The 23,649-nt window shown below is 58.2% G+C and carries 21 protein-coding genes; 3 read left to right on the top strand and 18 right to left on the bottom strand.

The genetic code is table 11. From position 1 onward, the window contains the following. Positions 1 to 22: 22 nt before the first annotated feature. Positions 23 to 418: a MysB family protein gene (locus tag ACFQW4_RS07065; RefSeq protein WP_101760867.1), complete on the top strand. Its 396-nt coding sequence runs from the start codon at positions 23 to 25 to the stop codon at positions 416 to 418. Between the two features lie 6 nt (positions 419 to 424). Here ACFQW4_RS07065 and ACFQW4_RS07060 read toward each other — a convergent pair whose 3' ends face one another. The 3 genes from ACFQW4_RS07060 to ACFQW4_RS07050 form a co-directional block, all read right to left on the bottom strand. After that, positions 425 to 664, bottom strand: coding sequence for a YceK/YidQ family lipoprotein (locus tag ACFQW4_RS07060; RefSeq protein WP_110865906.1), 240 nt, complete (start codon positions 662 to 664; stop codon positions 425 to 427). A gap of 135 nt (positions 665 to 799) precedes the next feature. Continuing rightward, positions 800 to 3,349, bottom strand: a complete 2,550-nt coding sequence (gene mdoH, locus ACFQW4_RS07055) for a glucans biosynthesis glucosyltransferase MdoH (RefSeq protein WP_101760869.1) — start codon at positions 3,347 to 3,349, stop codon at positions 800 to 802. Continuing rightward, positions 3,342 to 4,877 carry a glucan biosynthesis protein G gene (locus ACFQW4_RS07050; protein ID WP_192234533.1) on the bottom strand — a complete coding sequence of 512 codons (1,536 nt, stop codon included), beginning with the start codon at positions 4,875 to 4,877 and terminating at the stop codon, positions 3,342 to 3,344. The genes mdoH and ACFQW4_RS07050 overlap by 8 nt, the downstream gene beginning before the upstream one ends. Positions 4,878 to 5,155: 278 nt before the next feature. Between ACFQW4_RS07050 and mdoC the strand changes: the two genes are divergently transcribed. Beyond that, entirely contained in the window at positions 5,156 to 6,280 is a 1,125-nt protein-coding gene (gene mdoC / locus ACFQW4_RS07045) for a glucans biosynthesis protein MdoC (RefSeq protein WP_222233246.1), read from the top strand. 31 nt (positions 6,281 to 6,311) lie between these two features. Here mdoC and ACFQW4_RS07040 read toward each other — a convergent pair whose 3' ends face one another. Next, the gene (locus tag ACFQW4_RS07040) at positions 6,312 to 7,775 is read right to left on the bottom strand and encodes a phosphatidylserine/phosphatidylglycerophosphate/cardiolipin synthase family protein (RefSeq protein ID WP_377724548.1); all 1,464 of its coding nucleotides are present in this window, start codon (positions 7,773 to 7,775) and stop codon (positions 6,312 to 6,314) included. Positions 7,776 to 7,935: 160 nt separating this feature from the next. On the opposite strand from ACFQW4_RS07040, the gene ACFQW4_RS07035 reads away from it, so the two are divergent. Beyond that, positions 7,936 to 9,084 carry a beta-glucosidase gene (locus tag ACFQW4_RS07035; RefSeq protein WP_377724546.1) on the top strand — a complete coding sequence of 383 codons (1,149 nt, stop codon included), beginning with the start codon at positions 7,936 to 7,938 and terminating at the stop codon, positions 9,082 to 9,084. Here ACFQW4_RS07035 and ACFQW4_RS07030 read toward each other — a convergent pair. The 14 genes from ACFQW4_RS07030 to ACFQW4_RS06965 all read right to left on the bottom strand — a co-directional run bounded on the left by ACFQW4_RS07030 (position 9,081) and on the right by ACFQW4_RS06965 (position 23,647). Then, entirely contained in the window at positions 9,081 to 9,254 is a 174-nt protein-coding gene (locus ACFQW4_RS07030) for a hypothetical protein (protein WP_217546985.1), read from the bottom strand. The genes ACFQW4_RS07035 and ACFQW4_RS07030 overlap by 4 nt on opposite strands. A gap of 314 nt (positions 9,255 to 9,568) precedes the next feature. Next, on the bottom strand, positions 9,569 to 11,770 hold the full coding sequence (locus ACFQW4_RS07025) for a TonB-dependent receptor (RefSeq protein WP_377724544.1): 2,202 nt from the start codon (positions 11,768 to 11,770) through the stop codon (positions 9,569 to 9,571). Between the two features lie 522 nt (positions 11,771 to 12,292). After that, on the bottom strand, positions 12,293 to 13,528 hold the full coding sequence (locus tag ACFQW4_RS07020) for a beta-ketoacyl-ACP synthase (protein WP_192413685.1): 1,236 nt from the start codon (positions 13,526 to 13,528) through the stop codon (positions 12,293 to 12,295). Further along, entirely contained in the window at positions 13,525 to 14,256 is a 732-nt protein-coding gene (locus ACFQW4_RS07015) for a 3-ketoacyl-ACP reductase FabG2 (RefSeq protein WP_192234328.1), read from the bottom strand. The genes ACFQW4_RS07020 and ACFQW4_RS07015 overlap by 4 nt, the downstream gene beginning before the upstream one ends. After that, on the bottom strand, positions 14,253 to 14,726 hold the full coding sequence (locus ACFQW4_RS07010; protein WP_377724541.1) for a 3-hydroxy-fatty acyl-ACP dehydratase: 474 nt from the start codon (positions 14,724 to 14,726) through the stop codon (positions 14,253 to 14,255). The genes ACFQW4_RS07015 and ACFQW4_RS07010 overlap by 4 nt, the downstream gene beginning before the upstream one ends. After that, positions 14,719 to 15,876: a beta-ketoacyl-[acyl-carrier-protein] synthase family protein gene (locus ACFQW4_RS07005; RefSeq protein WP_377724539.1), complete on the bottom strand. Its 1,158-nt coding sequence runs from the start codon at positions 15,874 to 15,876 to the stop codon at positions 14,719 to 14,721. The genes ACFQW4_RS07010 and ACFQW4_RS07005 overlap by 8 nt, the downstream gene beginning before the upstream one ends. Continuing rightward, on the bottom strand, positions 15,873 to 16,445 hold the full coding sequence (locus ACFQW4_RS07000) for a DUF3261 domain-containing protein (RefSeq protein ID WP_377724537.1): 573 nt from the start codon (positions 16,443 to 16,445) through the stop codon (positions 15,873 to 15,875). The genes ACFQW4_RS07005 and ACFQW4_RS07000 overlap by 4 nt, the downstream gene beginning before the upstream one ends. Further along, positions 16,442 to 18,763, bottom strand: coding sequence for an MMPL family transporter (locus ACFQW4_RS06995; RefSeq protein ID WP_377724536.1), 2,322 nt, complete (start codon positions 18,761 to 18,763; stop codon positions 16,442 to 16,444). The genes ACFQW4_RS07000 and ACFQW4_RS06995 overlap by 4 nt, the downstream gene beginning before the upstream one ends. Then, a complete protein-coding gene (locus ACFQW4_RS06990; protein ID WP_370445552.1) occupies positions 18,729 to 19,337 on the bottom strand; it encodes an outer membrane lipoprotein carrier protein LolA in 609 nt (202 codons plus the stop codon). Before ACFQW4_RS06990 ends, ACFQW4_RS06995 begins: the two co-directional genes overlap by 35 nt. After that, positions 19,337 to 19,753, bottom strand: coding sequence for a thioesterase family protein (locus ACFQW4_RS06985; protein WP_101760881.1), 417 nt, complete (start codon positions 19,751 to 19,753; stop codon positions 19,337 to 19,339). Before ACFQW4_RS06985 ends, ACFQW4_RS06990 begins: the two co-directional genes overlap by 1 nt. Continuing rightward, positions 19,746 to 21,440, bottom strand: a complete 1,695-nt coding sequence (locus ACFQW4_RS06980) for a glycosyltransferase (RefSeq protein ID WP_280172671.1) — start codon at positions 21,438 to 21,440, stop codon at positions 19,746 to 19,748. Before ACFQW4_RS06980 ends, ACFQW4_RS06985 begins: the two co-directional genes overlap by 8 nt. Beyond that, a complete protein-coding gene (locus ACFQW4_RS06975; RefSeq protein WP_217547008.1) occupies positions 21,434 to 21,781 on the bottom strand; it encodes a hydroxymyristoyl-ACP dehydratase in 348 nt (115 codons plus the stop codon). The genes ACFQW4_RS06980 and ACFQW4_RS06975 overlap by 7 nt, the downstream gene beginning before the upstream one ends. Continuing rightward, a complete protein-coding gene (locus tag ACFQW4_RS06970) occupies positions 21,768 to 23,096 on the bottom strand; it encodes an AMP-binding protein (protein WP_377724533.1) in 1,329 nt (442 codons plus the stop codon). The genes ACFQW4_RS06975 and ACFQW4_RS06970 overlap by 14 nt, the downstream gene beginning before the upstream one ends. Next, positions 23,093 to 23,647 carry a hypothetical protein gene (locus ACFQW4_RS06965; protein ID WP_192413701.1) on the bottom strand — a complete coding sequence of 185 codons (555 nt, stop codon included), beginning with the start codon at positions 23,645 to 23,647 and terminating at the stop codon, positions 23,093 to 23,095. Before ACFQW4_RS06965 ends, ACFQW4_RS06970 begins: the two co-directional genes overlap by 4 nt. Positions 23,648 to 23,649: the final 2 nt, after the last annotated feature.

Genomic DNA, 23,649 nt, shown 5'->3' with positions numbered 1-23,649 from the left:
TTTTACAGACATGGAGTTGATGATGAGCCTGTTTACCACCCTTGAAGAAGCCATTGAAGCCGCTCGTGAAGAGTTTCTCGCCAGCCAACCAGAGATCGCTGAAGAAGATGCCAGCGTGAGCCAGTTCGCCCTGCAGAAGTACGTGATGCAGGATGGCGACATTATGTGGCAGGCCGAATTTTTCGCGGAAGAGGACGGTCAGGGTGAATGCCTGCCGATCTCCAGCGGAGACGCTGCACAAGCCATCTTTGATGGCGATTTTGATGAAGTCGAACTGCGTCAGGAGTGGCAGGCGGAAAATACGCTGCACGAATGGGATGACGGCGAGTTCCAGTTGGAACCACCGCGTGACCTTGAAGAGGGCGAAGCGGCGGCACAAGAGTGGGAAGACGACAACAGCCCTTCTGACAACCTGTAATAACGTTTATTCGTACGGACCGTGACTGGCATCGACGGGCAGTAACAGCGTGTCCATCACCAGCGACAGCGGCAAATCGATAATGGTTAGCACGCGCCACGGTCCGTCACGAACGTCCCACTGAACGCCGGGATAATATTGGTTGCCGTGACCTTGTCCGGGAAAGGTGCGGCTGATGATACTGCCACAACCGGTGAGCAGAAGAATGGCGGCGCTAAGCGCGGTTATTTTCAGGAAATAATTCACAACATTTACTCACAATGAACTGGCGTTAGTTTAACCATCTCGCAGGGACGATGACCACTCCTTAACACGTAAAGATTGCGTCATATTTCTGGCGAAAAAAAAGCGGCATTTCTGCCGCTTTCTACTTTCTCATCCTCAGCGCTGTGGCAGCGCCTCTGGATTGAGCTTCAGCTTCTGATAGCTTTCCACCCACTGATGATATTTGTCCGCGCTTTCCCACAGGCGTGAGTGCACACGAGCCAGCACCACCGGATCGCTAATCAGCTGCAAACGCTGCTCGCGATTCAGTTTCTCTGGCGCATCGCTCAGTGCCTGATCGACACGACGGTCACGCGCATGATCCAGTAAATCGCTCTGCTTGTGACGCGATGTTGCCATTGCCGTCGCCAGCGCGTTAAACGCCGGGTTAAACAGTGCATGCATAAAGCCATTTTTCAGCGCGCGTTGACGATTGATCTGCAGATAGTGATCGGTATCGACCAGCTCTTTAGGCGGCTCATACTCTTCCGGGATCAGGAACAGTTTGGCGTTCTTACTTTTCTGCCCTACCGTTGCACGGCTCGACATCACCGACACAAACGGCGACAGGATCAGCGAGACGACGATCGGCGACAGCCACCACAGGAAGTTCAGATCGAGGAAGCCCATACCGCCCGCCCACACCAGACCCAACAGCATCTGTGAACCATGACGACGGAAAGCTTCGCTCCACGGCGTCGCATCATCATCACGCTGCGGCGAGTTCCACACCACTTCCCAGCCAAGGAACGCGCTGACCACAAACACGGTGTGGAACAGCATGCGCACCGGCGCCAGCAGCACTGAGAACAGCATCTCCAGAATCAGCGAGAAGAACAAGCGGATGGCGCCACCATAAGGTTTCGCTCCCTTGAACCAAATCAGCACCACGCTCAACAGTTTCGGCAGGAACAACAGCACCAACGTAGTTGAGAACAAGGCTATCGCCAGATCGGGACGCCACTGCGGCCACACCGGGAACAGCTGGCGTGGTTGCAGGAAGTAGGTCGGTTCCATCAGCGTGTGTACCACCTGCAAGGCAGTAGAAAGCGCGAGGAACATGAACCACAACGGCGCAGAGAGATAGGACATTACGCCCGTCAGGAACACCGCACGGTGAACCGGATGCATCCCTTTTACCAGGAACAAACGGAAGTTCATCAGGTTACCGTGGCACCAGCGACGGTCACGCTTCAGCTCATCCAGCAGGTTCGGCGGCAGTTCTTCATAGGAGCCTGGCAGATCGTAGGCGATCCAAACCCCCCAACCGGCACGACGCATCAGCGCGGCTTCAACGAAGTCATGCGACAGGATCGAACCCGCGAAGGAACCTTCACCCGGCAGCGGTGCCAGCGCACAGTGCTCGATAAACGGTTGCACACGAATGATGGCGTTATGGCCCCAATAGTGTGATTCACCCAACTGCCAGAAGTGCAAACCAGCGGTGAACAGCGGACCGTACACACGGGTAGCAAACTGCTGGCAACGCGCATACAGCGTATCCATGCCTGACGCTTTCGGCGAAGACTGGATAATACCGGCGTTCGGGTTAGCATCCATCATGCGCACTAAACCGGTAAGACACTCACCGCTCATTACGCTGTCGGCGTCCAGCACCACCATGTAGCTATAGTTGCTGCCCCAGCGACGGCAGAAGTCATCGATGTTGCCGCTTTTACGCTTCACACGACGACGACGACGGCGATAGAAAATCTTGCCGGCGCCACCGACATCACGCACCAGCTCCATCCAGGCTTTCTGCTCGGCGATGGCGATATCGGCATCGTAGCTGTCGCTCAGAATGTAGACGTCGAAGTGTTCGGCATTGCCAGTACGTTTGACCGATTCCCAGGTCGCACGCAGGCCAGCAAACACGCGTTCTACATCTTCATTACAGATCGGCATGATCAGCGCAGTACGGTGTTCCGGATTCAGTGGCTCATCGCCGGTTGTCGAATACGAAATACTGTATTTATCGCGACCGATCAGCAGCTGCAGGAAGCCCATCAGCGCAGTCCAGAAACCGGCAGAAACCCAGCAGAACAGGATGGCGAACAGGAACAGAATCCCAGTCTGCAGGATGTACGGCAGGATCAGCTCAACCGACTGCAGCCAGTTCTGGTTGAACATCTCGATAGGATCGATCAGCGTCCAGCCCTGATACGGCAGAATGGTTTTCATGTACCAGGTTGCCACCACGGTCTGCAGAATCGTCAGAATCAGCAGTACGTAACGACGCATGGAGCCAACGTGGCGCCACTTGTCCTCGTTTTTCTGCTCTTCAACGGTGGCATAGCGTGGAGTGGATTTCTGGCCGCGCAGGGAATCCCAGGCGCGCGCAATCGGGTTGGTGCGCCAGATCTCCGGGAACATCAGCGAACGCTTCACTTTCGGCATCGCCTTCAGTGTGGTGCGATCAAGATAATCCTTGCTGAGCTGCTGACCATCCGCCAGTGAGTCCGGCCAGGCCATTTGCACACGAGATGACACCGATTTCAGCGGTGCATCATCCGGGCGCTCGCTGGCGGCGTTATCTTGCCCCAGCGACGTATGAATAGCGTGGAACGCCTGCGCATTCTGCAGCGAATCGCTGAGACGGGCGCGCCCTGCCGCATCAAGCGGCAGAGCCTCCACGTAAGATTGAGGTAGAAATATCGATTTATTCATTGGCAGGTAGCTGATAGCTCCAGGTTTCCGTCAATGTCTTGTCGCCGCTCACCAGCGCCGCACGCATCTCAGTCGGCTGCTTGTTATCTTTCACTCGCAGACGCAACACCAGACGCCAGCCTTTGGTCACCGGGTTGTAGCGCACACTCTGCTCAACCACGTCAGCGTTGTTACCCACGCTCACCTGCGGCGCCACTTGCGTATCTTCCGGCAGCTTGCTCATCGCTTTGCCAACGAAATCCACGGTGAAGGCGATAGAACCATCCGGCTGACGCACCAGATTCGACTGCTTCACATCACCGGCAGAGCGCAGCGTGTCTTTTACCCAGGCGATGTCGTCTGAGTGCAGCTGATTCTCGTCACGGGTGAAATGCAGACGATACTGGAAGTTCATCTCTTTGCCCGGCTCTGGCAGTTTTTCCGGCGTCCAGAATGCAACGATGTTGTCGTTGGTTTCATCGGCAGTTGGAATCTCTACCAGTTCAACGCGGCCTTTACCCCAATCACCCTGTGGCTCAACCCAGCCACTAGGGCGCAGGTCGTAGCGATCGTCGAGATCCTGGAAACGGCTGAAATCACGCGTGCGCTGCAGCAGACCAAAACCTTTCGGGTTCTCAACGGTAAAGGTGCTGACCGCCAGATGTTTCGGGTTATTCAGCGGACGCCAAATCCACTCACCGTTACCGGCATGAATCGAAAGACCATTCGAATCGTGCAGCTCAGAACGGAAGTTGGTCACTGGCGAAGGCTGGTTTGCACCAAACAGGAACATACTGGTCAGTGGCGCAACGCCCAGTTTGCCGACGTTATCACGCAGATAAACTTTGGATTGCACATCAACCGTCGATTCTTTGCCCGGTTTGATGATGAAACGATAGGCACCGGACGCGCGTGGCGAATCCAGCAGCGCATAGATCACCAGCTGTTTGTCCTGCGGTTTTGGACGCTCAATCCAGAACTCTTTAAAGCGCGGGAACTCTTCGCCCGACGGCAAAGCGGTATCAATCGCCAGTCCACGTGCCGAAAGACCGTACACCTGGCCCTCGCCAATCACACGGAAATAGCTGGCGCCGAGGAAGCTGGTGATCTCGTCGTCTTTGCCCTTTTTATTTAGAGGATACAACACCTTAAACCCAGCAAAGCCGAGGTTTTTGACTGCATCAGCATCGTGTTTTACGTTGCCGAAATTGAAGTAGTCAGGGTTATATTTAATTTCACGTACTGAAGACGCCGTCACTTCATTGATTTTCACCGGCGTATCGAAATACATGCCCTGATGATAGAACTCAAGCTTAAACGGCGTGCGCAGTTTGCCCCAATAAGCTTTGTCGTGGTTAAACTGGATCTGCTGATAGTCAGCAAACTTCATTTCACGAAACTGAGAGGGTAAATTGCTTTTTGGCGCTTCGAAACTTTTCCCTGCCAACGCCTTGGCTTGTTTTGCAACATCATCAATGTTAAACGCCCAACTATTGTTGGCATACATAGCCAGCAGAACTGCCGCGCCTACCCAGCGCATCTTTACCAGTTCCACTTTATTATTCACATTATTCAGCACATCCCCCCCTTTCGTGTGCTTAGATCAAACCCGATTATCTTAAAGGATTATTCGGTTTTCCGACAGCGTATGTAATAGATTGTTCCGCTGATTTGTAAGCTGAAAATGTGCTTTTAGGATAATTAAACCCCGCAAAATCACATACAGATTCACCTGATAGTATACCCTGTTTACAGCCGGTAGAATTTTCCTTCGGCATAATCCGGTTTCAGGGCGAAACCGGCAAGTAAACTGACTATTGGAAGATTATGAGTTCAGCTAAACCCGAACGTGAATATTTCCTCGATTCGATTCGCGCGTATTTAATGTTATTAGGCGTGCCTTTTCACGTCTCTCTGATTTACTCCACGCAGAAATGGGCCGTGAACAGCCATGACGCCTCAATGTGGTTGACGGTGCTAAACGACTTTATTCACGCCTTCCGCATGCAGGTGTTCTTTGTTATTTCAGGCTATTTTTCCTACATGCTCTACTTACGCTACCAGCCGCAGCGCTGGTTGAAAGTGCGTCTGGAGCGTGTCGGCATCCCGATGTTGACTGCCGTGCCGCTGATTACTTTGCCGCAGTTTTTCATCACCAAAAATCTCACCGATAAAATCGGCGACTGGAACAGTTTCTCGCTCTACAACAAGTACAACACGCTGGCGTGGGAGCTGATATCTCATCTGTGGTTTTTACTGGTACTGGTGATTCTGACGACGTTCGGTATGGTGGCTTTTCGCTGGCTGAATAAGCAGCAGCGCAGCATCGATTATCAGCAAATTGGCTGGGGTAAATTGACGCTGGCGCTACTGACTTATGCCTTAATTTGGTGTGCGTTCCGCCGCGTGCTGTTTTATTTCGTTCCGGCCGTATTTGCCGATGGCCTGTTCAGCATTGCCGTGATGCAAACGCTGATGTTCCTGCCGTTCTTTATGCTGGGTGCGTTGAGCTGGAAGCATCAGGCGCTGAAAGCGTTGTTTGTGCGCTTTAATCCGGTGATGTGCTTTGGCGCTATCGCAGTATTCATCGCCTATAGCCTGAATCAGCGTTACAGCAGCGGTGAAGGTTGGCTGTATGAAATCGATATGATCATTTCGACGCTGATGGGGTTGTGCATGCTAAACGTCTGTTTTAGCTTCGGCCATAAGCTGCTGAACAGCCATTCGCCGCGCATCATGTATCTGGTGAATGCCTCGCTGTTTATCTATCTGGTACACCATCCGCTGACCATTTTGTACGGCATCTACATCACCCCGCACATCGGCAACAACACGCTCGGCTTCTTCGTCGGCTTACTGATGGTATTTGGCGTGGCGTTTACGCTGTATGAAATCCATCTGCGCATTCCGCTGCTGCGCTTCCTGTTCTCCGGTAAGCCGCAACGCAAATGAAAAAAGGGCCCGCTAAGCTGGCCCTTTTTATCTAAAGCAACCACTCAACCGGCAAGCGCCACACCAGTCGCACCAGCAAGCGCTGCAGCAGCGTGCATTGCGGTTCATGTTTGTGCACCACTTCGCCCTGCTCGTTAGCAAACTCGACCCAATTGACGCGTCCCCACTTATCCAGACGTAGCGTCCAGGCGCGATCGCGCATCCCGGCAATAAAGCGCTGATGCGTTTGCTGCGCCAGGGCTTCACTCTCAATCACCAACCCCATTTCGGTGTTCAGCATGGCGGAACGCGGATCGAAATTGAACGAGCCGATAAACACTTTTCGATTGTCCACGGTAAAGGTTTTGGCATGCAAACTGGAACCTGAATTACCGGTGATACCGCGATCGTGTGGCGCGGTTTGCGGATTGTTCTGCGGCTTCAGTTCATACAGCGCGATGCCGTGGCGCAGCAGTTTTTTGCGCCAGCGCGCATAACCGGCGTGCACCACCGTGACGTCATTGGCCGCCAGCGAATTGGTAAGGATGGCAATCTTCACCCCGCGCCGCTTCAATGCCAGCAGCTGCGCCACGCCAGATCGCGTCGGGACAAAATAGGCCGAGATAATATCGAACTGCTGCTGCGGCGTGCCGATGACCTCTAGCATGCGCTGCGGCAGTAAACTGCGGCGTTTTGCTTTGCCGAGCCCTTTACGCGGATCATCACTCAGCAGGCGCGATTCCGCCCACGTCATCTCCAACTCGCCCTGCTCCATCTGGCTGATAAACGACGAGTGCTCCAACCGTGCCAGATAGCGCTCCACCGCTTCACTCTGCTGCCACTCTTGTGGCAAGCGCACTGCCTGATGCGCATCGCCGCTCACATCAACCACTTGGCGCAGCGGCGATACCGCTTTACTGCGCCAGTAGCGTTCGAAATCCTGCGTCACCTCGTCGACCACCGGACCAATCGCCAGGACATCGAGATCGGTAAACAGCGGTTCATCGCCGGTGCCAAAATATTCGTCGCCGATATTGCGCCCGCCCACCAGCGTCGCCGCGCCATCCACCGTCAGGCTCTTATTGTGCATACGTCGATTGAGGCGGGAAAAATCGGTGAGATAACCGAGCGCGCGCAGCGTGCGGAACGAGAACGGATTAAACAGGCGCACGGCGATATTGGCGTGGCGATCGAGTTCCGCCAGCGTCTCATCCAAACCCGGCGTGTTATTGTCATCCAGCAGCAATCGCACTTTCACCCCGCGCTCGGCGGCGTCCAGCAGCGCGCTGAACAGCAAGCGGCCGGACATGTCGTTGTGCCAAATGTAGTACTGCACATCAATGGTGTGCTGCGCCATGCTCATCAACTGATAGCGCGCAGCAAAAGCGTCCAATCCATCGTTAAGCGGATGAATGCCGCTCATGCCCGGATGTCGTGCGCAACGCGCCTCAACACTCGGTTTCAGCCGGTTGCCCGAATGTTCCTCAGGCGGCAAAGAGGTTGCTGCTTCACTCATAGTGAATCCCTGAAAGCTGTGGACCTATTATTGTTGGTATCAATGCGCTAAGAAGCAATCGGAGGCTTCCTTTTCTGCCCAATGGCGCACCGTCAATTTAGTCTAGACTTAGCCAGGCGTTCTGCATTCTGCATCCGGCGCTCAATGTGAGGAGAGGATTATGACTCAGCAATCCCTGCGCCATCACCCTCAGCTGTTCCGCAGTTTCTTTCAGGGCAGTTTTCCCTGTTCAACCGCCCGTCGCGCAGGCGGACGTCGGCTCGATATGGTGATCAGCAGCGGCCACGACATGCTGCTGGAGAAAGATTATGCCGCACTGGCGCAGGAAGGTTTGCACACCGCGCGCGATGGCGCTCGCTGGCATCTGATTGAAGCCGTGCCCAACGAATATGACTGGCGCACCTTTCTGCCGATGGTGCACGCCGCGGCGCGTCACGATATGCAGATTATCTGGGAGCTGGCACACTTTGGCTATCCCGATCACCTGGATATCTGGAAAGCCAGCTTTATCGATCACTTTGAACGCTTCGCCCGCGCCATGGCGCAACTGATGCGCGATGAAGGCATCGAAAAGCCCTTTTTCACGCCGATCAATCAGATCTCATTCTGGTCGTGGGCCGGCGCGGATGTTTCCTGGCTCGATCCCTACGCCAGCGATCGCGGTCGTGAGCTGAAGCGCCAATTAGTGCGCGCCTCGCTGGCGGCGATGCACGCCATTCGCGAGGTTTATCCCGATGCCCGCTTTGTGCTGACCGATCCGCTGGTGCAGGTGGCGACCGATCCCGATAACCCTGACAGCAAACCTTATGCCGACGCGCAGCATCAGGCGCAGTTTGAAGCCTGGGATTGGATTGGCGGACGCGATGCGCCGGAACTGGGTGGCCGCGCGGATTTCCTCGATATTCTGGGTCTTAATTACTATCCCGACAATCACTGGTTTTTCTCAGGCGAAACCATGCAAATCGACCATCCGACGCGCCAACCGCTGCACCGTTTGTTAATGCAGTGCTGGCAACGTTATCAGCGCCCGATGATTCTGGCCGAAACCGGAGCCGAAGGTAATGCGCGAGCGCCCTGGCTGCGGCAGATCAGTGAAGAAGCGCGTCTGGCGCTGGATCACGGCGTGGCGCTGGAAGGGATTTCACTCTATCCGGTGGTGGAGTATCCGGCGTGGGCCGACGATCGGCGTTCACCGGGCGCGCTGTTTGGCCTCGGCGATCCCAATGGCAATCGCACCCTGCATGAGGCGCTGGCGCTGGAGTTGCGCAGTCAACAGATTAAGTGGCAGAACTGGCAGACAAAAAGCTAAGACTGTTGCGTAGTGGCGGGTTTTTGCGGGCAGGTTTGCACATCGAGTGAAGGATCCGCGGGGTGACGCACGTCGGTGAGCCAGGTCATGGTGAAGAGAAACACCACGCCAATTAAACAGGCGGAAAGCAGGCCAATTATGGCGATCAGTTTGTCATCGCTGGTTTCCATCGACATCTCCTTGCAGGCTTCCTTTTCCCGGTGCTGACCTTAACTCATCCACAGCGTAATCATCAGGACGAAGATTATAAGCGTAACCGAAGTGACTGCAAGCACCACAATGGCGAAGAGCGCGTCGTCGAGCGGCTGCCGATAAGGTTCGTCGTGGTCGTCTGGTGGTGCAGGTGAACTCATGATGACTCAAAAATAAAGGCGAGTTTTCGCGCAGGATTGCCGCACAGAGTGTAATGCAATGCGCCCTAAGTTACAGGAAAATTTCTGGCGGAGAAATAATGGGGCGCAGGCGCGCCCCATTCGAGAGCAGATTAGAAATCGTAGCTGAGTGAAACCTTCACCGTGCGTGGTTCACCCTGCGACAAATAGGTGCCGCTGTCATCAACATTGGCCCAATATTTCTCATTGGTGACGTTATCCACGCCCACGCGCCACACCATATCGTTCTGGTTAACCTTCATGCGGTAACGCAGACCCAAATCCAGCGTGGTGTAATCATCCAGCTTCATGTTGTTTGCCAGGTCGGCATATTGTGAACCGGTGTAGTTCAGCAATGCTGTGGCGGTCAAACCGTCCACCGGCTTGATGTCATACTCCGCACCCAGCGCCGCAGTGAAGCGCGGTACGCCGATGGCGTTTTTGCCATCCTGATCGCTGTCACCGGTTTTGGTCATATCCGGATCGATCCAGGTGGCGCTGCTGTTAAGGCGTAGGCCCAGCACCGGCTCACCAAATACGTTCAACTCCACGCCACGGTTGCGCTGCTCGCCATTCAGTTGGTAGACCGAATTGTTCAGCACGCCAACCGGCTGTTTGATTTCAAACAGCGCCAGCGATCCGCCGACGCGACCAAAGTCCGCTTTGACACCCACTTCGTTCTGCTTAGCATGTACGATGCCGGTCACGCTACCGTAGTTGGTGGCGGTAAACGGCGCGGCGGTGCCTGGCGTCAGCGATTCGGTATGGTTGGCATACAGCGAGATATTTTGCGTGGCTTTATACAGCAAACCGTACGCCGGCAACCAACGGCTGCTGTCGAAACGTGTCGCGCTATCTTCCGCACCGTCATAACCATAGTTACGCACCACCACTTTTTGATGACGCGCGCCGACGGTTGCCAGCAAGGTGTCATCGAAGAAGCCCAGCGTATCGCTCAGCAGGTAGCCCTGCGAACGTGAACGGTAAGTGGTCAGCGGATCGCTGAACTTAGCGCCACCGGCGAACACGCTATCCGGTTCAGCCACATCCTGCGGGTGATAAATATTTACGTTGGCATCGTTGCCCGACGACATGCGATAGCTGTTTTTCGCATTCGTGGTCATCGCCGAATAACCGAAATTCACTTTATGCGTCACCGGACCGGTGGTGAAATCACCACGCAGGCCAACCATGCCGCTCATGTTGTCCTGCACGCGATTGGTGCGGAAGCGGCCAATGGTGGCGTTGCCGGCGCTGTCGAGGATCTTCGGAATGCCGTAGTTGCCCACTTCATGTGTGTGCTGCGCGCCGAGGCCCGCATAGGCGGTCCACTGATCGGTCAGATCGTATTCGGCTTTCGCCAGACCAAACTCCGACTCGATATCGCTGAACACCCACTTCTGGCTGTAGTTTTTCGTGTTGGACGGCACATCGGGAATGAAATCGATGCCGCTGATGTTGACGCCGTTACGCGCATCGTGGAAGGTCTTTTTCTGGTAGCCAACGTCGAGCGACGTACGCAGACGATCGCCACGATAATCCAGCCCGAGTGACGCAGCGGTGGTGCGTTTTTTCTCGCCATCCACCTCGGTGCCGCCTTCGCGGTTAACCGCATTCAGACGCACGCCAAACTGATTATCGTCGCCAAAACGACGACCAATATCGGCGGTGCCGCCCACCTGGGAACCGGACGTGTAGTCCACCCCGATGCGCGTCAGCGGCGTATCATCAGCGTGCTTCGGCTCGAGGTTAATCATGCCGCCGACGCCGCTCTCCGCCGAACCGTTCAGCAAGGCGTTAGCCCCTTTGAAGATCTCCACGCGATCAATCAGTGAGGCATCCATCACCTGACGCGGCACGATACCCGCCAGGCCGCCGTAGGTCATGGCATCGCCGTCCAGCTTGAAGCCACGAATGCGATAGCTCTCGGCAAAGTTGCCGTAGCCTTTCAGATTCTGCACGCCAGCATCGTTGCGCACCACGTCACCGATGGTTTGCGCCTGCTGATCCTGAATCATTTTCGAGGTAAAACCAATGACGTTGAACGGCACGTCCATGGCGTTCTGCTCACCCAGCATGCCAAGGCGGCCGCCGTGTGCAACCTGGCCATCGAGGAAAGCCGGTACCAGATCGTTGCCGCCTGGTTTGAAATCGGTTTGCGGTGTCGCGGTCACGGTCAGCGTCTGCTGCTCGTTTTTCGCGTCAGTTGAGGTTGTGGTGTTGGTGGTAGCAGCCATCACTGGCAAACAACCGGCGCTGACCATTACGGCCAACAGCGTCGGTTTCAGTCCGGGATTGAAAGGCATAGCGCGCATGGGATCCCCTAATGCAAACGAAGTGATAATCATTATTATTGCGGTTTGCGATTATGCGCAGTCGTTGCCCGAAAGCAAGAAAAATCCCACTTTTTGCGTTCATATCATGGAGGAGTGGTGCAATAGGTACCCTGCCCGGTCTTGTAGGGTCGCCATTCATTCATGGCGACCAATGCTTATCACTGAAGAAAGGGTTTTGCTTTGACTTGGTAGCGGGCTCTGACACATCTGCTGCGTCACGGGCCGTCCTCGCGCCGCTAGCGCGGTGCCTTCGGCTTCCACGTCGTGCCAACGGACCGTTCGCGGATCGGCCTTCCCTGGCCGACCCCGAACTGCCTCACGCATCCATGCGTGAGGCTCCTGGCCCAACGTAAAAGCCTCAGCGCTGCGAATAGCCCTTTTGCCGCAGCAGACGCGCCAGCGCCTCTGGCAACTGTGCCCTTTTCAACAACATGTACCGAAGCAGCCGGCATGCGTTCGTCGCGGACTTAACTAACAAGCGCCATTCATGGCGACCTGCTATCAGCCTTCGCGCCAGCGTTTAAACACCAGCGAAGTGTTAATCCCGCCAAAGGCGAAGTTATTGGATTGGATGTAATCTGTCTCAATCTGGCGCGCTTCACCGATGATGTAATCAAGTTCACCGCATTCAGCGGCCGGTTGCGACAAATTCAACGTCGGCGCAAACCAGCCTTCACGCATCATCTCAATGCTCATCCAGGCTTCCAGCGCCCCGCACGCGCCCAGCGTATGGCCAAAGTAGCTTTTTAGCGAAGAGATTGGCGTGCTGTTGCCATAAATCGCTGCGGTGGCCTGACTCTCGGCGATATCGCCGCGATCGGTGGCGGTGCCGTGGGCATTGATATAGCCAATCTGCTCCGCCGTGACGCCGGCGGTTTTCAGCGCGCGCTCGATACAAATCTGCATGGTTTCACGCTGCGGCTGGGTGATATGCGCGGCATCGCAGTTGGTGTGGAAACCCACCAGCTCGGCATAAATGGTGGCTCCGCGCGCCTGCGCATGTTCCAGCGATTCGAGGATCAAAGTGCCTGCACCTTCGCCAATCACTAATCCGTCGCGCTGCTGGTCGAACGGCGCGGGCGACGTGTGCGGCGCGTCGTTACGCTGGCTGGTGGCGAACAGCGTGTCAAACACCGCCGCTTCGGATGGACACAGCTCTTCCGCTCCACCCGCCACCATCACGGTTTGATAACCGTGACGAATCGCTTCCCACGCATAGCCGATCGCCTGGCTGCCCGACGTACAGGCGCTGGACGTCGGGATTACCCGGCCGCGCAGGCCAAAGAACAGGCCCGCGTTAACGGCGGTGGTGTGCGGCATCATCTGCACGTAAGTGGTGCCGGTAATGTTGTTGGTGTGCTTTTCCGTCAGCATAGTGGCGAACTCACTCACCGGTCCGGTGCTGCCGGTTGAGGAGCCGTAAGCAATGCCGGTTTCACCGCTGGTCAGCACCGGATGATCGATCAAACCGGCCTGCTCCAGCGCGAGTTCGGTGGCGCGCGTCGCCATCAGTGACACGCGCCCCATCGAACGAATGCGTTTGCGCGTGTAATGCGCTGGCGGCGTAAAGTCGTCCACCGGCGCGCCGAGCAGCGTGTGCAAGCCGTCGTACACTTGCCATTCCGGCATATGGCGCACCGCATTTTTGCCCTGTTTGATCCGCTCAGCCACCGCGCTCCAGCGCTCACCAAAAGCGGTCACGCCGCCCATGCCGGTTACCACTACGCGCTGAATCACAGCATACCTCCATTGATTGAAATCACCTGACGCGTGACGTAGCCCGCGATGTCCGACATTAAGTAGCTGGCCAGTCCGGCGACTTCATCCGCCGCGCCCATGCGCTTCATCGGGATCAGCTTCATCGCCTCGTCAATCACCAGCGGCTCAAGATCGGTCATGCCGGTATCAATTAAGCCGGGCGCGATGCAGTTAACGGTAATTTTGCGTTTCGCCAGCTCAATCGCCAGCGCTTTGGTGGCACCGATAATACCGGCTTTGGCCGCGCTGTAGTTGACCTGGCCGCGATTGCCCATGATCCCCGAGACCGAGGAGAGCGTAATAATGCGTCCGCCCTTGCGCAGGCCAATCATCGGCATCACGCACGGATGAATCACGTTGTAAAAGCTGTCGAGATTGGTGTGGATCACGCTGTCCCACTCGTCATCGGTCAGCGCCGGGAACGCCGCATCACGCGTGATGCCCGCATTGCTCACCACGCCGTAGTAGGCGCCGTGTGCGGCGATATCCTGTTCCAGTGCGCTGCGTGTGGCATCGCGCTGCGCCACGTCAAACTGCAAGGTGCGCCCACATCCGCCTGCCGCCTCAATCTCAGCCAGCGTCTGCGCGGCACCGGCGCTGTCGCGGTGATAATGCACCACTATCTCAAAGCCATCCTGCGCCAGACGCAATGCGATGGCGCGGCCAATACCTTTACTTGCGCCGGTCACTAAAACGCTGCGTGTCATGGCTGAACTCCTTGTTGCAATTGAATTAACTCGTGTTCATTGGGCTGATAGGTATTCAGCCGCCCGCTGGCGATGATCGCCTCGCCGCAGCGGATCTCCCCTTCAAAGCTGCCCAATCGGTCGTCACGCATCAGCAGACGCATTTCAACGCGCAGCGCGCTGTTGGCGGCGAAAGCGGCGCTGCTGGCACGATAACCGCGTCCGCCAAGCAGCATGCCGGGACGAATCTCATCGCCGCCGCGCTGACGCGCATGAAAGCCCGACCAGACGCCAACGGTCTGCGCCATGATCTCCACGCCGTACCACGCCGGTAAATCGCCCTGTGCGGTGAGAAAAGGGGCCACCACGCCTGTCGCGTTGATACTGACTTCGCAGATCACGCTGTCGTCGGTGACCTGGATGACGCGATCCAGCAGCAGCATCGGCGCGCGATGCGGCAGATAAGCATCAACCGGCAGAAAATCACTCATAAGGCTTTCCTACAATCAGGCAGGTATTGTTCCCGCCAAAAGCAAACGAATTTGAGGCAATCACCGGGAGCGCCAAAGGCTGCGGCGTGGTGATCAAACCGCACGCCGGCAGCGAGGTATCGCGTGCCGCCAGCGAGAAATCCTGCGGCGGCAGCGGCAGATGCTGCTGCAGAATCAGTGCGGCTAAAGCCGCTTCGGTGGCGCCCGCCGCGCCCAGCGTGTGGCCGGTCAGGTGTTTGGTTGAACTGCACGGCACGCGTTCACCAAACAGGCGATGAATCACCGCAGATTCTACCTGATCGTTCAGCGGCGTGGCGGTACCGTGCAGGTTGATGTAACCAACATCCTGCGGCTGTAAACCCGCCTGTTGCAGCGCCATCAGCATAGCGCGCTCGGCGCCGATGCCTTCAGGATGCGGTGCCGACATGTGCCACGCGTCCGACGATTCACCGCAGCCGAGCAGCGCCAGCGGCTGCTTTTCGCGCGTCAGCAGCAGCAGCGCGGCAGCTTCACCAATCGAAATGCCGTCGCGATCGGCGCTAAACGGCGCGCAGTGACGTTCAGAGAGTGAATCCAGGCTGGCGAAACCGTTAATCGGCATACGACTTAGCGAATCCGCGCCGCCCACCAGCGCCACGTCCGCTAAACCAGCATCAATCAAACGTTGGCCGCTGATTATGGCGCGCGCACTGGATGAGCAGGCAGTCGAAATGGTGTAAGCCGGACCGTCCAGCGCTAAAAAATGCGCCAGGAAGCGTGATGGATCGCCAAGCTCCTGCATGCGGTAATCGTAGCCCGACAAGGCGTCATCCACCTGACGATCGCCTTCATCAACGCCGGAGGTGCTGGTGCCAAGCACAATCGCCACGCGATCGCGCCCATATTGCGCGATCGCCGCATCCACTGCCGGGCGTATCTGCGCCAGCGAGGCCAGCAGCAGCTGATTGTTGCGGGTGTTATGCGCCGCCAGCGCGGCAGGAATCAGCGGCAATGCGCCCTGCACTTCGCCCAGCCAGCAGCGTTTGCCGTCTTGCAGCCAGCCGTCACGCGGTTGCATGCCGGGCGCGTGGCCCGCTTGCAGCTGTGTGGCGATGTGCGCCAGGTTGTTGCCCAGCGCATTCACCATGCCAAAAGCGGAGATGTAGATCATGATGACGTATCCAGATGTTGGATTTGAATCTGATAGCCAAAAGCACGTTGGTCGATGCTGATCGGCTCACGCAACTCGCCGCGCTGCAGATAGCGAATCAGCGTTACCACCTTGCCAGCGGGATCGCGCAGCTCGCGCCGATCGTCGATGTCGGTCAGCGTCCAGCCGCGCGGCAACTGCGGCTGCCACGCGCTGATTGGCCAGTGGCTCAGCATCACATCCGCCAACACCTGACTGGCGGGCGGCATTTCCGGCAGCGCCATCATCTGCTGCGTGTGAATGCCGTTCTTATCATAGGTGACGCGGAACAGGCGAATGCCAAGCGATGACAAACCGGCGAGGCTCAGCTGCTGTGAATCCGCGCTCAGCAGCACCAGCAGCGACTGGGTTTTGCCTTTGGCGTGGCCGGTCAGCAACTGCTGCTGCTGAAACGCGGGCGAGATGCCCGGCGCCGGCAACGTGACGCGCACGCCCGGTTTCAGCCACGCGGTTGGCCGGTTGAGGTCGCTCTGATGCTGCGCGCAGCCGCTTACCAGCAGGCTCAACAGCAGCAAAATGCCCATTTTCATCGTCGCTTCCTTTTTCCCGGGGCCAGCGCCAGCGGCGCCAGCAAGAATGCACAAAAAATCCCGCTGCACAGCACGGTGCCAAAACCGCTGATGGCGGCGGTGCTGCTGAACACCAGCATGCCGAGCGTTAACAGCGTGGTCATCATCGCCAGCGTCACCGCCAGCATGGAAGTTAACGGCGTGCCGCGCGGATTGCTGAAGAACAGCGTGTAGTTGATGCCGATGCCCAGCACCAGAATCAGCGCCAGCAAGGCAAACAGATTGAGGCTCGCGCCGATCCAGCCCAGCGTCGCCAGCGCCGCCGCCAGCGACAGCCACGACGGCAGCGCGCTGCGCATCCCGGCTTTCACGCCCAACCGTAGCATGTAGCTGCCGGTAATCAGCAATAATGCCAGCGCCAGCAATCCGCTCAGTAGCGTGCGCCAGAAGCGGAACAGTTCATCATAGCTGGCCTTGCGGTCGACCCAACTGACGCCCGCCTGCTGGGATGCCAGCTGCTGCAACGCGGCGCTGTTCTTAACGCCGCCGATCGGCACCAGCACGCTGCTGCGTCCGTCCGGCAGCGACAGCCACAGCAGCCGCCAGCCTTCACTCAGCGGGCTCGCCAGCCAGTCGGCGGCGGTTACCGGCATGGCGCTGAGATTGGCATTCGCTACAGTAATGCCCGCCTGCTTCAATCGATCCAGAATGGTTGGTGCAGCCTGCTGTAGCAGCGCTACATCCTGCTGCTGCTGCGCCAGCGAACTCAGCGGCAGCACGCGATAACTTTTGAACCAGCCTTGCTGCTGCGCCTGCTGCAGCTTCGGTGTTAGCGCGCTCAGCCGTTGCAGCGCTTGCTGTTCATCATCGCCCCACACCACAAACCAGGTTTGATCGGCCTGCTGACCGGTCAGCTGCGCCAGCTGACGATCCTGCGCTAACAGCTGCGCCGGGGCGCTTTGCAGATGGGCAATATCATCATCGACCTTGAGTTGCAGCATGCCGCTTAGCGCATAGATCGCCACCAGCGCCGGTAAGCCGCGCTTCAGCCCGTTATTGCGTCGCCACGCGGCCAGCCAGCGCGCCAGCCATACCATGGCCGGAATCGGCCGCACCGGTAAACCGCGTACCAGCCACGGATAAAAACAGATCACCGTCAGGCAGGATGCGCTTAATCCGCTGGCGGCAAATACCGCCAGCTGGCGCAAGCCGGGGAACGGTGCCAGCAGCATCAGCAGCCAGGCAATCGCCGTGGTGCCGAGCGCCAGCAGCAGCGTGCCGCGCACCTTATGCAAACTTTGCCACGGCGTGGCTTGCTCGCCGTGCACCATGCGTTCCGTCAGATAGTAGAGCGTATAATCGGCCGAAATACCGACAATGCTGAGGCTCATCACTAAGGTGGTGAGATGCAGCTCACCAAAACAGAGCAGCGTCAGCACCGTGCCCGCCATCGCGCCCATCGCCACCGACAATGCACAGAGCGCCAGCGGCCGTAATGAACGGAACACCAGCCACACCAGCAGCAGCAATCCCGCTAACGTTGCGCTGCCGAGGGTTTCGACATCATGCTGCGCGCGCTGGCTGGCATCGTCGCTAAACAGCACCGTGCCACGCGTCAGCAGTTGCGCATCCGGCCAGCGGGTTTTCAGCTGTTGCTCCAGCTGATTGAGCGCGGTCACCAGCTGATGGCTCTCTTTGATACTGAAAGCATTGCTCGCCAGCTCGCCGTGCAGGAAATACCAGCGGCGCTGCTGCGCATCCTTGACCGTCAGCCAGCCGTTATGCAGCAGCATTTTATTGGCGTTCTGCTGCATCGCCAGCTGTGCGCCGCGCACCAGCAGCAGCGGATCGTGGCCGATCTCTTTGCTGCCGACGCCCGCGAAAGCCGAGAACAGCTGCGCCAGAATCCAGTCGGCCTGCGCGTCACCGCCGTTCTGCAAGCGCGCGCGCGTGGCCGGATCGATCAAGCCGTTGCGATGTTGAAACGCATAGGCGCCCCAGCGCTGCATCTGATCGTCATCCAGCGCGCCGCTTACCTGTGTCAGCATCGGCAAGGCTTGCAGCTGCGCTTGCCACCAGGCCGCAACCGCATCGCCGTGGTGATCGTTGGCGCTCACCAGCCACACCAGTTGACGATCGAGGCGCTGCATAAAGCCGTGCTGGATCTCCGCTGGTGCCTGGCCGAGGTTTTGCTGCGGCAATAACGCCAGCACGCTGCTATTCAGCTGGCTGCGCGGCAGCAAAACCGCCAGCGCCACCGCTAACGTCAGGCACACCGCCAGCCACAGCAGCGCAACGGTTTTTTCACTGCGCTGGGGCAAAACGGGCTCGCTCTTCATCGGTTAACTGTTTCGGTTCGGTGCGGGTAGCGCTAAGGGTGATCTCGGTTTTATCGCCCTGCTTATCATCCAGCGTGATGCGATTAAGAAACGCCTCGCCTTGCAGATCGATACGGTTAAAGATCTTATTTAGCGGCGCGGCTTTCGGCGTCAAACCAAGTTGCCAGCGGTTGTTGCCCAGATCGTGGAAATCGAGCGCAAAATTCTCACGCAGCACCTTTTCATCTGCCTGGAACAGCGCGCGCAACAAATGGTTGAACTGGAACATCTGCGGATTGCTGTCGGCGGTGATCACCTGCGGCGGCTGACCGCTCATGCTCTGCACCATGCGCTTATCATCAAGGATCAGCATCAGCGGGAACGGCGTGGCTTGCTGCCACCACAAACCCTGCTGCTGGGCGATCAGCAACTGACCGCGTGACACCAGCGGCTGCGCCATGCCGGCAATGGTGCGCACCTGAACAAAATTGGCGCGGATCACCGGTTGGCTGGCAAAGCGCTGTTGCAACTGCTCGAGCGTGACCGCGCTGGCGTTGGCGCAGATCACCAGCAGCAGCAGACAAAGGGTTCTGATCACGGTTTCACTCCCAGGCGTTCAAACAGAATATCGGGCGAGACAAAACACATCTCCTGCGTCGCTGCATTAACCGCCACCTGCAGCGTGTGGGCTTTGGTGGTCACCTGCCCCGCCGCGTTGCGGATCACATAATCAATGCGTAAACGGTTTTCGTATTCGCTGATACTGGCGACGACGCGGACCACCTCTTCGCAGCGCAGCGGCTGGCGGTATTTCACATGGGTATCGACCACCGGCCAGACGTAGCCGCTGGCGGCCATTTCGCCGTAGCTGTAATTGACGCTGCGCAGCAAGGCTTCGCGCGCCACTTCAAAAAAGCGGAAATAGTTGCCGTGCCACACCACGCCCATCGGATCGCAGTCGTGAAACGACACGGTAATGTCCACCTCAGCGCGGTAGTTGCTTTCACTCATCGCGGCTTTTCTCCTCGGGCAACGTCCAGAAATCGTAAAAGTTAAACCAATCCAGCGGCGCCATCAGCGCGTGCTGTTGTAACCGTTCGGCGTAGCGATCGACGGTGGCCTGTAACGCCTGCTGGCGCTGGGCGCGCGGCAGCGAGAGCGGATCGGCAAAGGCTTCGCAGTGCACCCGCAATCGCCCCTGTTCGCGCAGGGCGAACATCAGCAGCACTGGACAGCGCAACGCCGCCGCCAGCACAAACGGTCCCTGGGGAAACGGTGCAGGATGGCCCATAAATTCACTCCACACCACGCGACGCTCACCGCCGCGCTGGCGATGCACGGCGGTACGATCGCCAACAATCGCCACCCATTCACCGGCATCAAGTTTTTGCTGCAGCAGAATGGCGGTGTCCGGACCGATATCGGTGACCGGCAGCAGATTGACGCCCGCCTGCGGTGCAATGCTCTCCAGCACCTCGCGGAAGCGTTGCGCATTGTCAGTAAACACCAGCGCATTAATCACCAATCCGCTGACCTGTTTGGCCATCGCGCGGCAGGCTTCGATATCACCGAGATGCGAGGCCAGAATCAGATGGCCTTTGCCCTCGGCGGCGCGAATGGTGGCTTCCGCACCTGGCGCGAAATCAATGTCGCGTCCCCATTGCAGGTCACCGCGCCAGCTAGCGACTTTATCCAGCATGCTGTAGCCGAAACGCAGAAAGTGACGATAGCTGCTGAGCGGCGCAGGCAGCGCGATGTTCTGCTGCTGCGCCATCGCCCGCACTCGCTTCAGCCACTGCTGCGAGGCGGCGCGCGCGGTGCGTCCGGTTAGCCAGTAAACCGCCACCACCGGCCACAGCAGCAAGATAAAAGGCAAGCGTCCGGCGCGGCGATAGAGCCACAGCATAAAGCGCAAACCGCTCTGCCCGCGTCGTTCCGGCGTTGCAGACCAGTGTTGCGCATCACTACGCTGACGCAGTAACTTCGGGATGCGTGGCAACATGCCGAAGAACAGCCGCGTGTGCATCCATGAGATGCGCAGGTTGTCCCGCAGCGCATCAAAGTGCGATACGCCGCTGGCCGGATAGGTCACGCGCGTGGTGATAAAACGGCTCGGCGTGCCCTGCCAATAGAGGCGCACCATGATTTCGGTGTCGAAATCCATGCGCTGACCAATTGGATGGCGATCGCACAACGCCAGCGATGGCGCGAGCGGATAGACGCGGAAGCCGCACATGCTGTCTTTCAGCGAGAACGACAGCGTTTCCACCCACACCCAGAAATGGGTGATGTAGCGGCCATAGAGGCGCGATTTGGGAATCGAGGCGTCGTAAAGCGGCTGACCGGAGATCAGACAGTGCGGATAACGCTGCGCTTCGGCCAGCATACGCGGCGTGTCTTCCACCTGATGCTGACCATCGGCATCGAGTTGCAGCGCGTGGCTGTAACCCGCCGCCGCCGCCGCGCGCATCCCGGCAATCACCGCCGCGCCTTTGCCCTGATTGTGGGGTAGCGTCAGCACCCGCAACTGCGGTGCCTCCAGCGCCGCAATCAGCTGTTTGGTGGTGGCATCGCTGCCGTCATCCACCAGAATCACCGGCAAGTTGAACGGTGCCAGCCGCGCCAGCACCGACGCCAGCATCGCGCCGTGGTTATAGCAGGGAATCAGCACACAAGGCGTGAAGTGAGAACTCAACACAGGCGGATCTTCCCGCTGCTGGCCACCGTCGCCACATCGCCGTTGATCAGGCTGTAGCTGAAACTGAGCAGCGATTTTTCTGCCTGCCACTGCAGCTGTAACGCCAGTTCGGCATCCGGCGGCACCGGCTGCTGGAACTTGATATTGTCAATCGCAGCGAAAGATTTACCGATGGCTAAACGCGTCAGGCCGTAATGCAGCGCCCAGTCGAGCTGCGCCACGCCGGGCAGAATTGGCAGCGTCGGGAAATGGCCGCGAAACCAAAAGAGATCGGCAACAACGTGCAGGCGCAATGTCAGTGTATCGCCCTGCTGTTCGGCATGCAGTTCAACCGGCAGCATCAAATAACTCCTCAATTTGTGGCCAGGCGCGTTTACTTTGTGCGGTGACAGGAATCGACGTCACCACGCGCCAATAGCGCGGAATCGCCACCGGCTCCAGCCAGGGTTGCAGGGCGCGTTTCCACTCAATTTTTAGCTGATGCAGCGTCGCCGCATCCAGCATCTCAGGCAGCGCCAGCACCACGCCAATCGCGTGACGACCGTGACGCTGAATCGCCAGCGCGGCGGCATCTTCCACGCCGGGCAACGCCAGCAGGCGGCGTTCAATTTCACTCAGCGATACGCGTTTATCTTCGATCTTCACCACGCGATCCTGACGTCCCGCCAGCTGAAACTGGCCGGACGGTTGCTGCACGATACGATCGTCGAGCGCGCAACCGTCATCGGTTTCCAGCAAGGCGGAAAACACCCGCCAGCGTCCGGCGTCCTGCTCACGCAGGGTAATCTGCGGGAAACAGTGCCACAGCGCGTTCTCCTCACGTGCAGAGCGCCAGCCAATCACGCCGGTTTCGGTGCTGCCATAGATTTCATCAACCGTACAGCTCAGCGCCTGTTGCGCATGCTGCGCCGCCGTCCACGGCAACGCGCCACCGGCGGACACGATCAGTTCGCAGCGCGGCCCGGCCAATGCAGGATCGAGACGCCGCAGAAACGCTGGGCTGCTGATAAACGCGTAGCGACGATCGGGTGAATGATCGGCCAGCTGTTCACTGTAGAAAATTTGCTGCGCGGCAAAGGGTAAACCCAACGCCATCGGCAGCACGATGCGAAAACTCAGGCCATACAGATGTTGATGGCTGACAGAGGCAATCACATGGCAATCACGTAAGCGTGCGCCCCACAAGCTGGAGAGCCAGCGGGCTTCAAGATCCAGCGCGCGCAGCGATTTCACTACGCGACGCGGCGTGCCGGTCGAACCAGAGGTGAACAACACCAGCGTGGCGTCGGCGGCGATCGGCGGTAACGCACCGCTCGCCAGCGCGCCGTCCCAGCGCAGCTGCGGCAGCGCGACTGCCAGCGGCATATCGCTGATCACGCCATCCAGGCTGTCGGCCATCTCTTCCAGCTGGGCCGCGCGACAGTGTCCGGGGATCACCGGCGTTTTACCGGCGTGCCACAGCGCCAGCAGCGCGGCGGTAAACGCATAGCTGTTATCAAAGCACAGCGCCCAATATTGGCCGGGCTGGTTTTGCAGCCGATCGGCCAGCGCCCGCACCTGCTGACGCAAGGTGTGCAGCGTATGTTGCTGTTGGCCGTGCCAGGCCACCATGCGATCCGGCGCGCTGAGCCAGTCGCGGAGGCTATGTAAGTTCATGCCTGTTTCCTTATGCGCTGACGCAGCAGCCATTCGCCGCCCATCAGCGTGCCCATCAGCAGATAGCTGATGCACCCATTCCAGAGTGTCCAGAGCGTGACATCATTGAGCAGGCAGGTGAGCAACGCCACGCTGCCGTTGAAGATGAAAAAGCCGCACCACACTTGCGTCACGCGGCGGGTATAACGCACCGCGCGCGGTGGCAGATCCGGTTCGCGCAGCCGTGCCAGCCGTTCCACCAGCGGCATGGGGCTCCACAGCGACGCGCCAAACAGCAGCAGCATCGATGCATTGACCACCAGCGGATACCACAGCAGCAGATGTTGCGATCGCAGCAGCAGGCTGGCGAGGCATAACGCGCTGCCCACCAGCGCCAGCATCAGCATCACGCGCGCCATCGGCCCGGCGGCACGGCGCAGCGTCCAGACGCGCAGCACAAACAGCAGCGCCAGCAGGCCCGTTACGCCGCGCCACTGTGGCTGGGTGAGGGTTAACCACACCAGAAACGGCCACGCCAGCAGCGCCGCTCCGTTTAGCAGCCGCAGCAGCATGC

It is taken from the genome of Pantoea sp. GCM10028869, assembly GCF_042666835.1.
Lineage (GTDB): Bacteria > Pseudomonadota > Gammaproteobacteria > Enterobacterales > Enterobacteriaceae > Pantoea > Pantoea leporis.
Note: the sequence above shows the minus strand (reverse complement) of the source record. Positions and strands in the feature narration are given on the sequence as shown.

Coding starts and splice junctions, on each gene's coding strand:
- ACFQW4_RS07065 (WP_101760867.1), top strand. CDS start 23: ATGAGCCTGTTTACCACCCTTGAAGAAGCCATTGAAGCCGCTCGTGAA.
- mdoH (WP_101760869.1), bottom strand. CDS start 3,349: ATGAATAAATCGATATTTCTACCTCAATCTTACGTGGAGGCTCTGCCG.
- mdoC (WP_222233246.1), top strand. CDS start 5,156: ATGAGTTCAGCTAAACCCGAACGTGAATATTTCCTCGATTCGATTCGC.
- ACFQW4_RS07040 (WP_377724548.1), bottom strand. CDS start 7,775: ATGAGTGAAGCAGCAACCTCTTTGCCGCCTGAGGAACATTCGGGCAAC.
- ACFQW4_RS07035 (WP_377724546.1), top strand. CDS start 7,936: ATGACTCAGCAATCCCTGCGCCATCACCCTCAGCTGTTCCGCAGTTTC.
- ACFQW4_RS07030 (WP_217546985.1), bottom strand. CDS start 9,254: ATGGAAACCAGCGATGACAAACTGATCGCCATAATTGGCCTGCTTTCC.
- ACFQW4_RS07025 (WP_377724544.1), bottom strand. CDS start 11,770: ATGCGCGCTATGCCTTTCAATCCCGGACTGAAACCGACGCTGTTGGCC.
- ACFQW4_RS07015 (WP_192234328.1), bottom strand. CDS start 14,256: ATGACACGCAGCGTTTTAGTGACCGGCGCAAGTAAAGGTATTGGCCGC.
- ACFQW4_RS07010 (WP_377724541.1), bottom strand. CDS start 14,726: ATGAGTGATTTTCTGCCGGTTGATGCTTATCTGCCGCATCGCGCGCCG.
- ACFQW4_RS07005 (WP_377724539.1), bottom strand. CDS start 15,876: ATGATCTACATCTCCGCTTTTGGCATGGTGAATGCGCTGGGCAACAAC.
- ACFQW4_RS07000 (WP_377724537.1), bottom strand. CDS start 16,445: ATGAAAATGGGCATTTTGCTGCTGTTGAGCCTGCTGGTAAGCGGCTGC.
- ACFQW4_RS06995 (WP_377724536.1), bottom strand. CDS start 18,763: ATGAAGAGCGAGCCCGTTTTGCCCCAGCGCAGTGAAAAAACCGTTGCG.
- ACFQW4_RS06985 (WP_101760881.1), bottom strand. CDS start 19,753: ATGAGTGAAAGCAACTACCGCGCTGAGGTGGACATTACCGTGTCGTTT.
- ACFQW4_RS06975 (WP_217547008.1), bottom strand. CDS start 21,781: ATGCTGCCGGTTGAACTGCATGCCGAACAGCAGGGCGATACACTGACA.
- ACFQW4_RS06970 (WP_377724533.1), bottom strand. CDS start 23,096: ATGAACTTACATAGCCTCCGCGACTGGCTCAGCGCGCCGGATCGCATG.
- ACFQW4_RS06965 (WP_192413701.1), bottom strand. CDS start 23,647: ATGCTGCTGCGGCTGCTAAACGGAGCGGCGCTGCTGGCGTGGCCGTTT.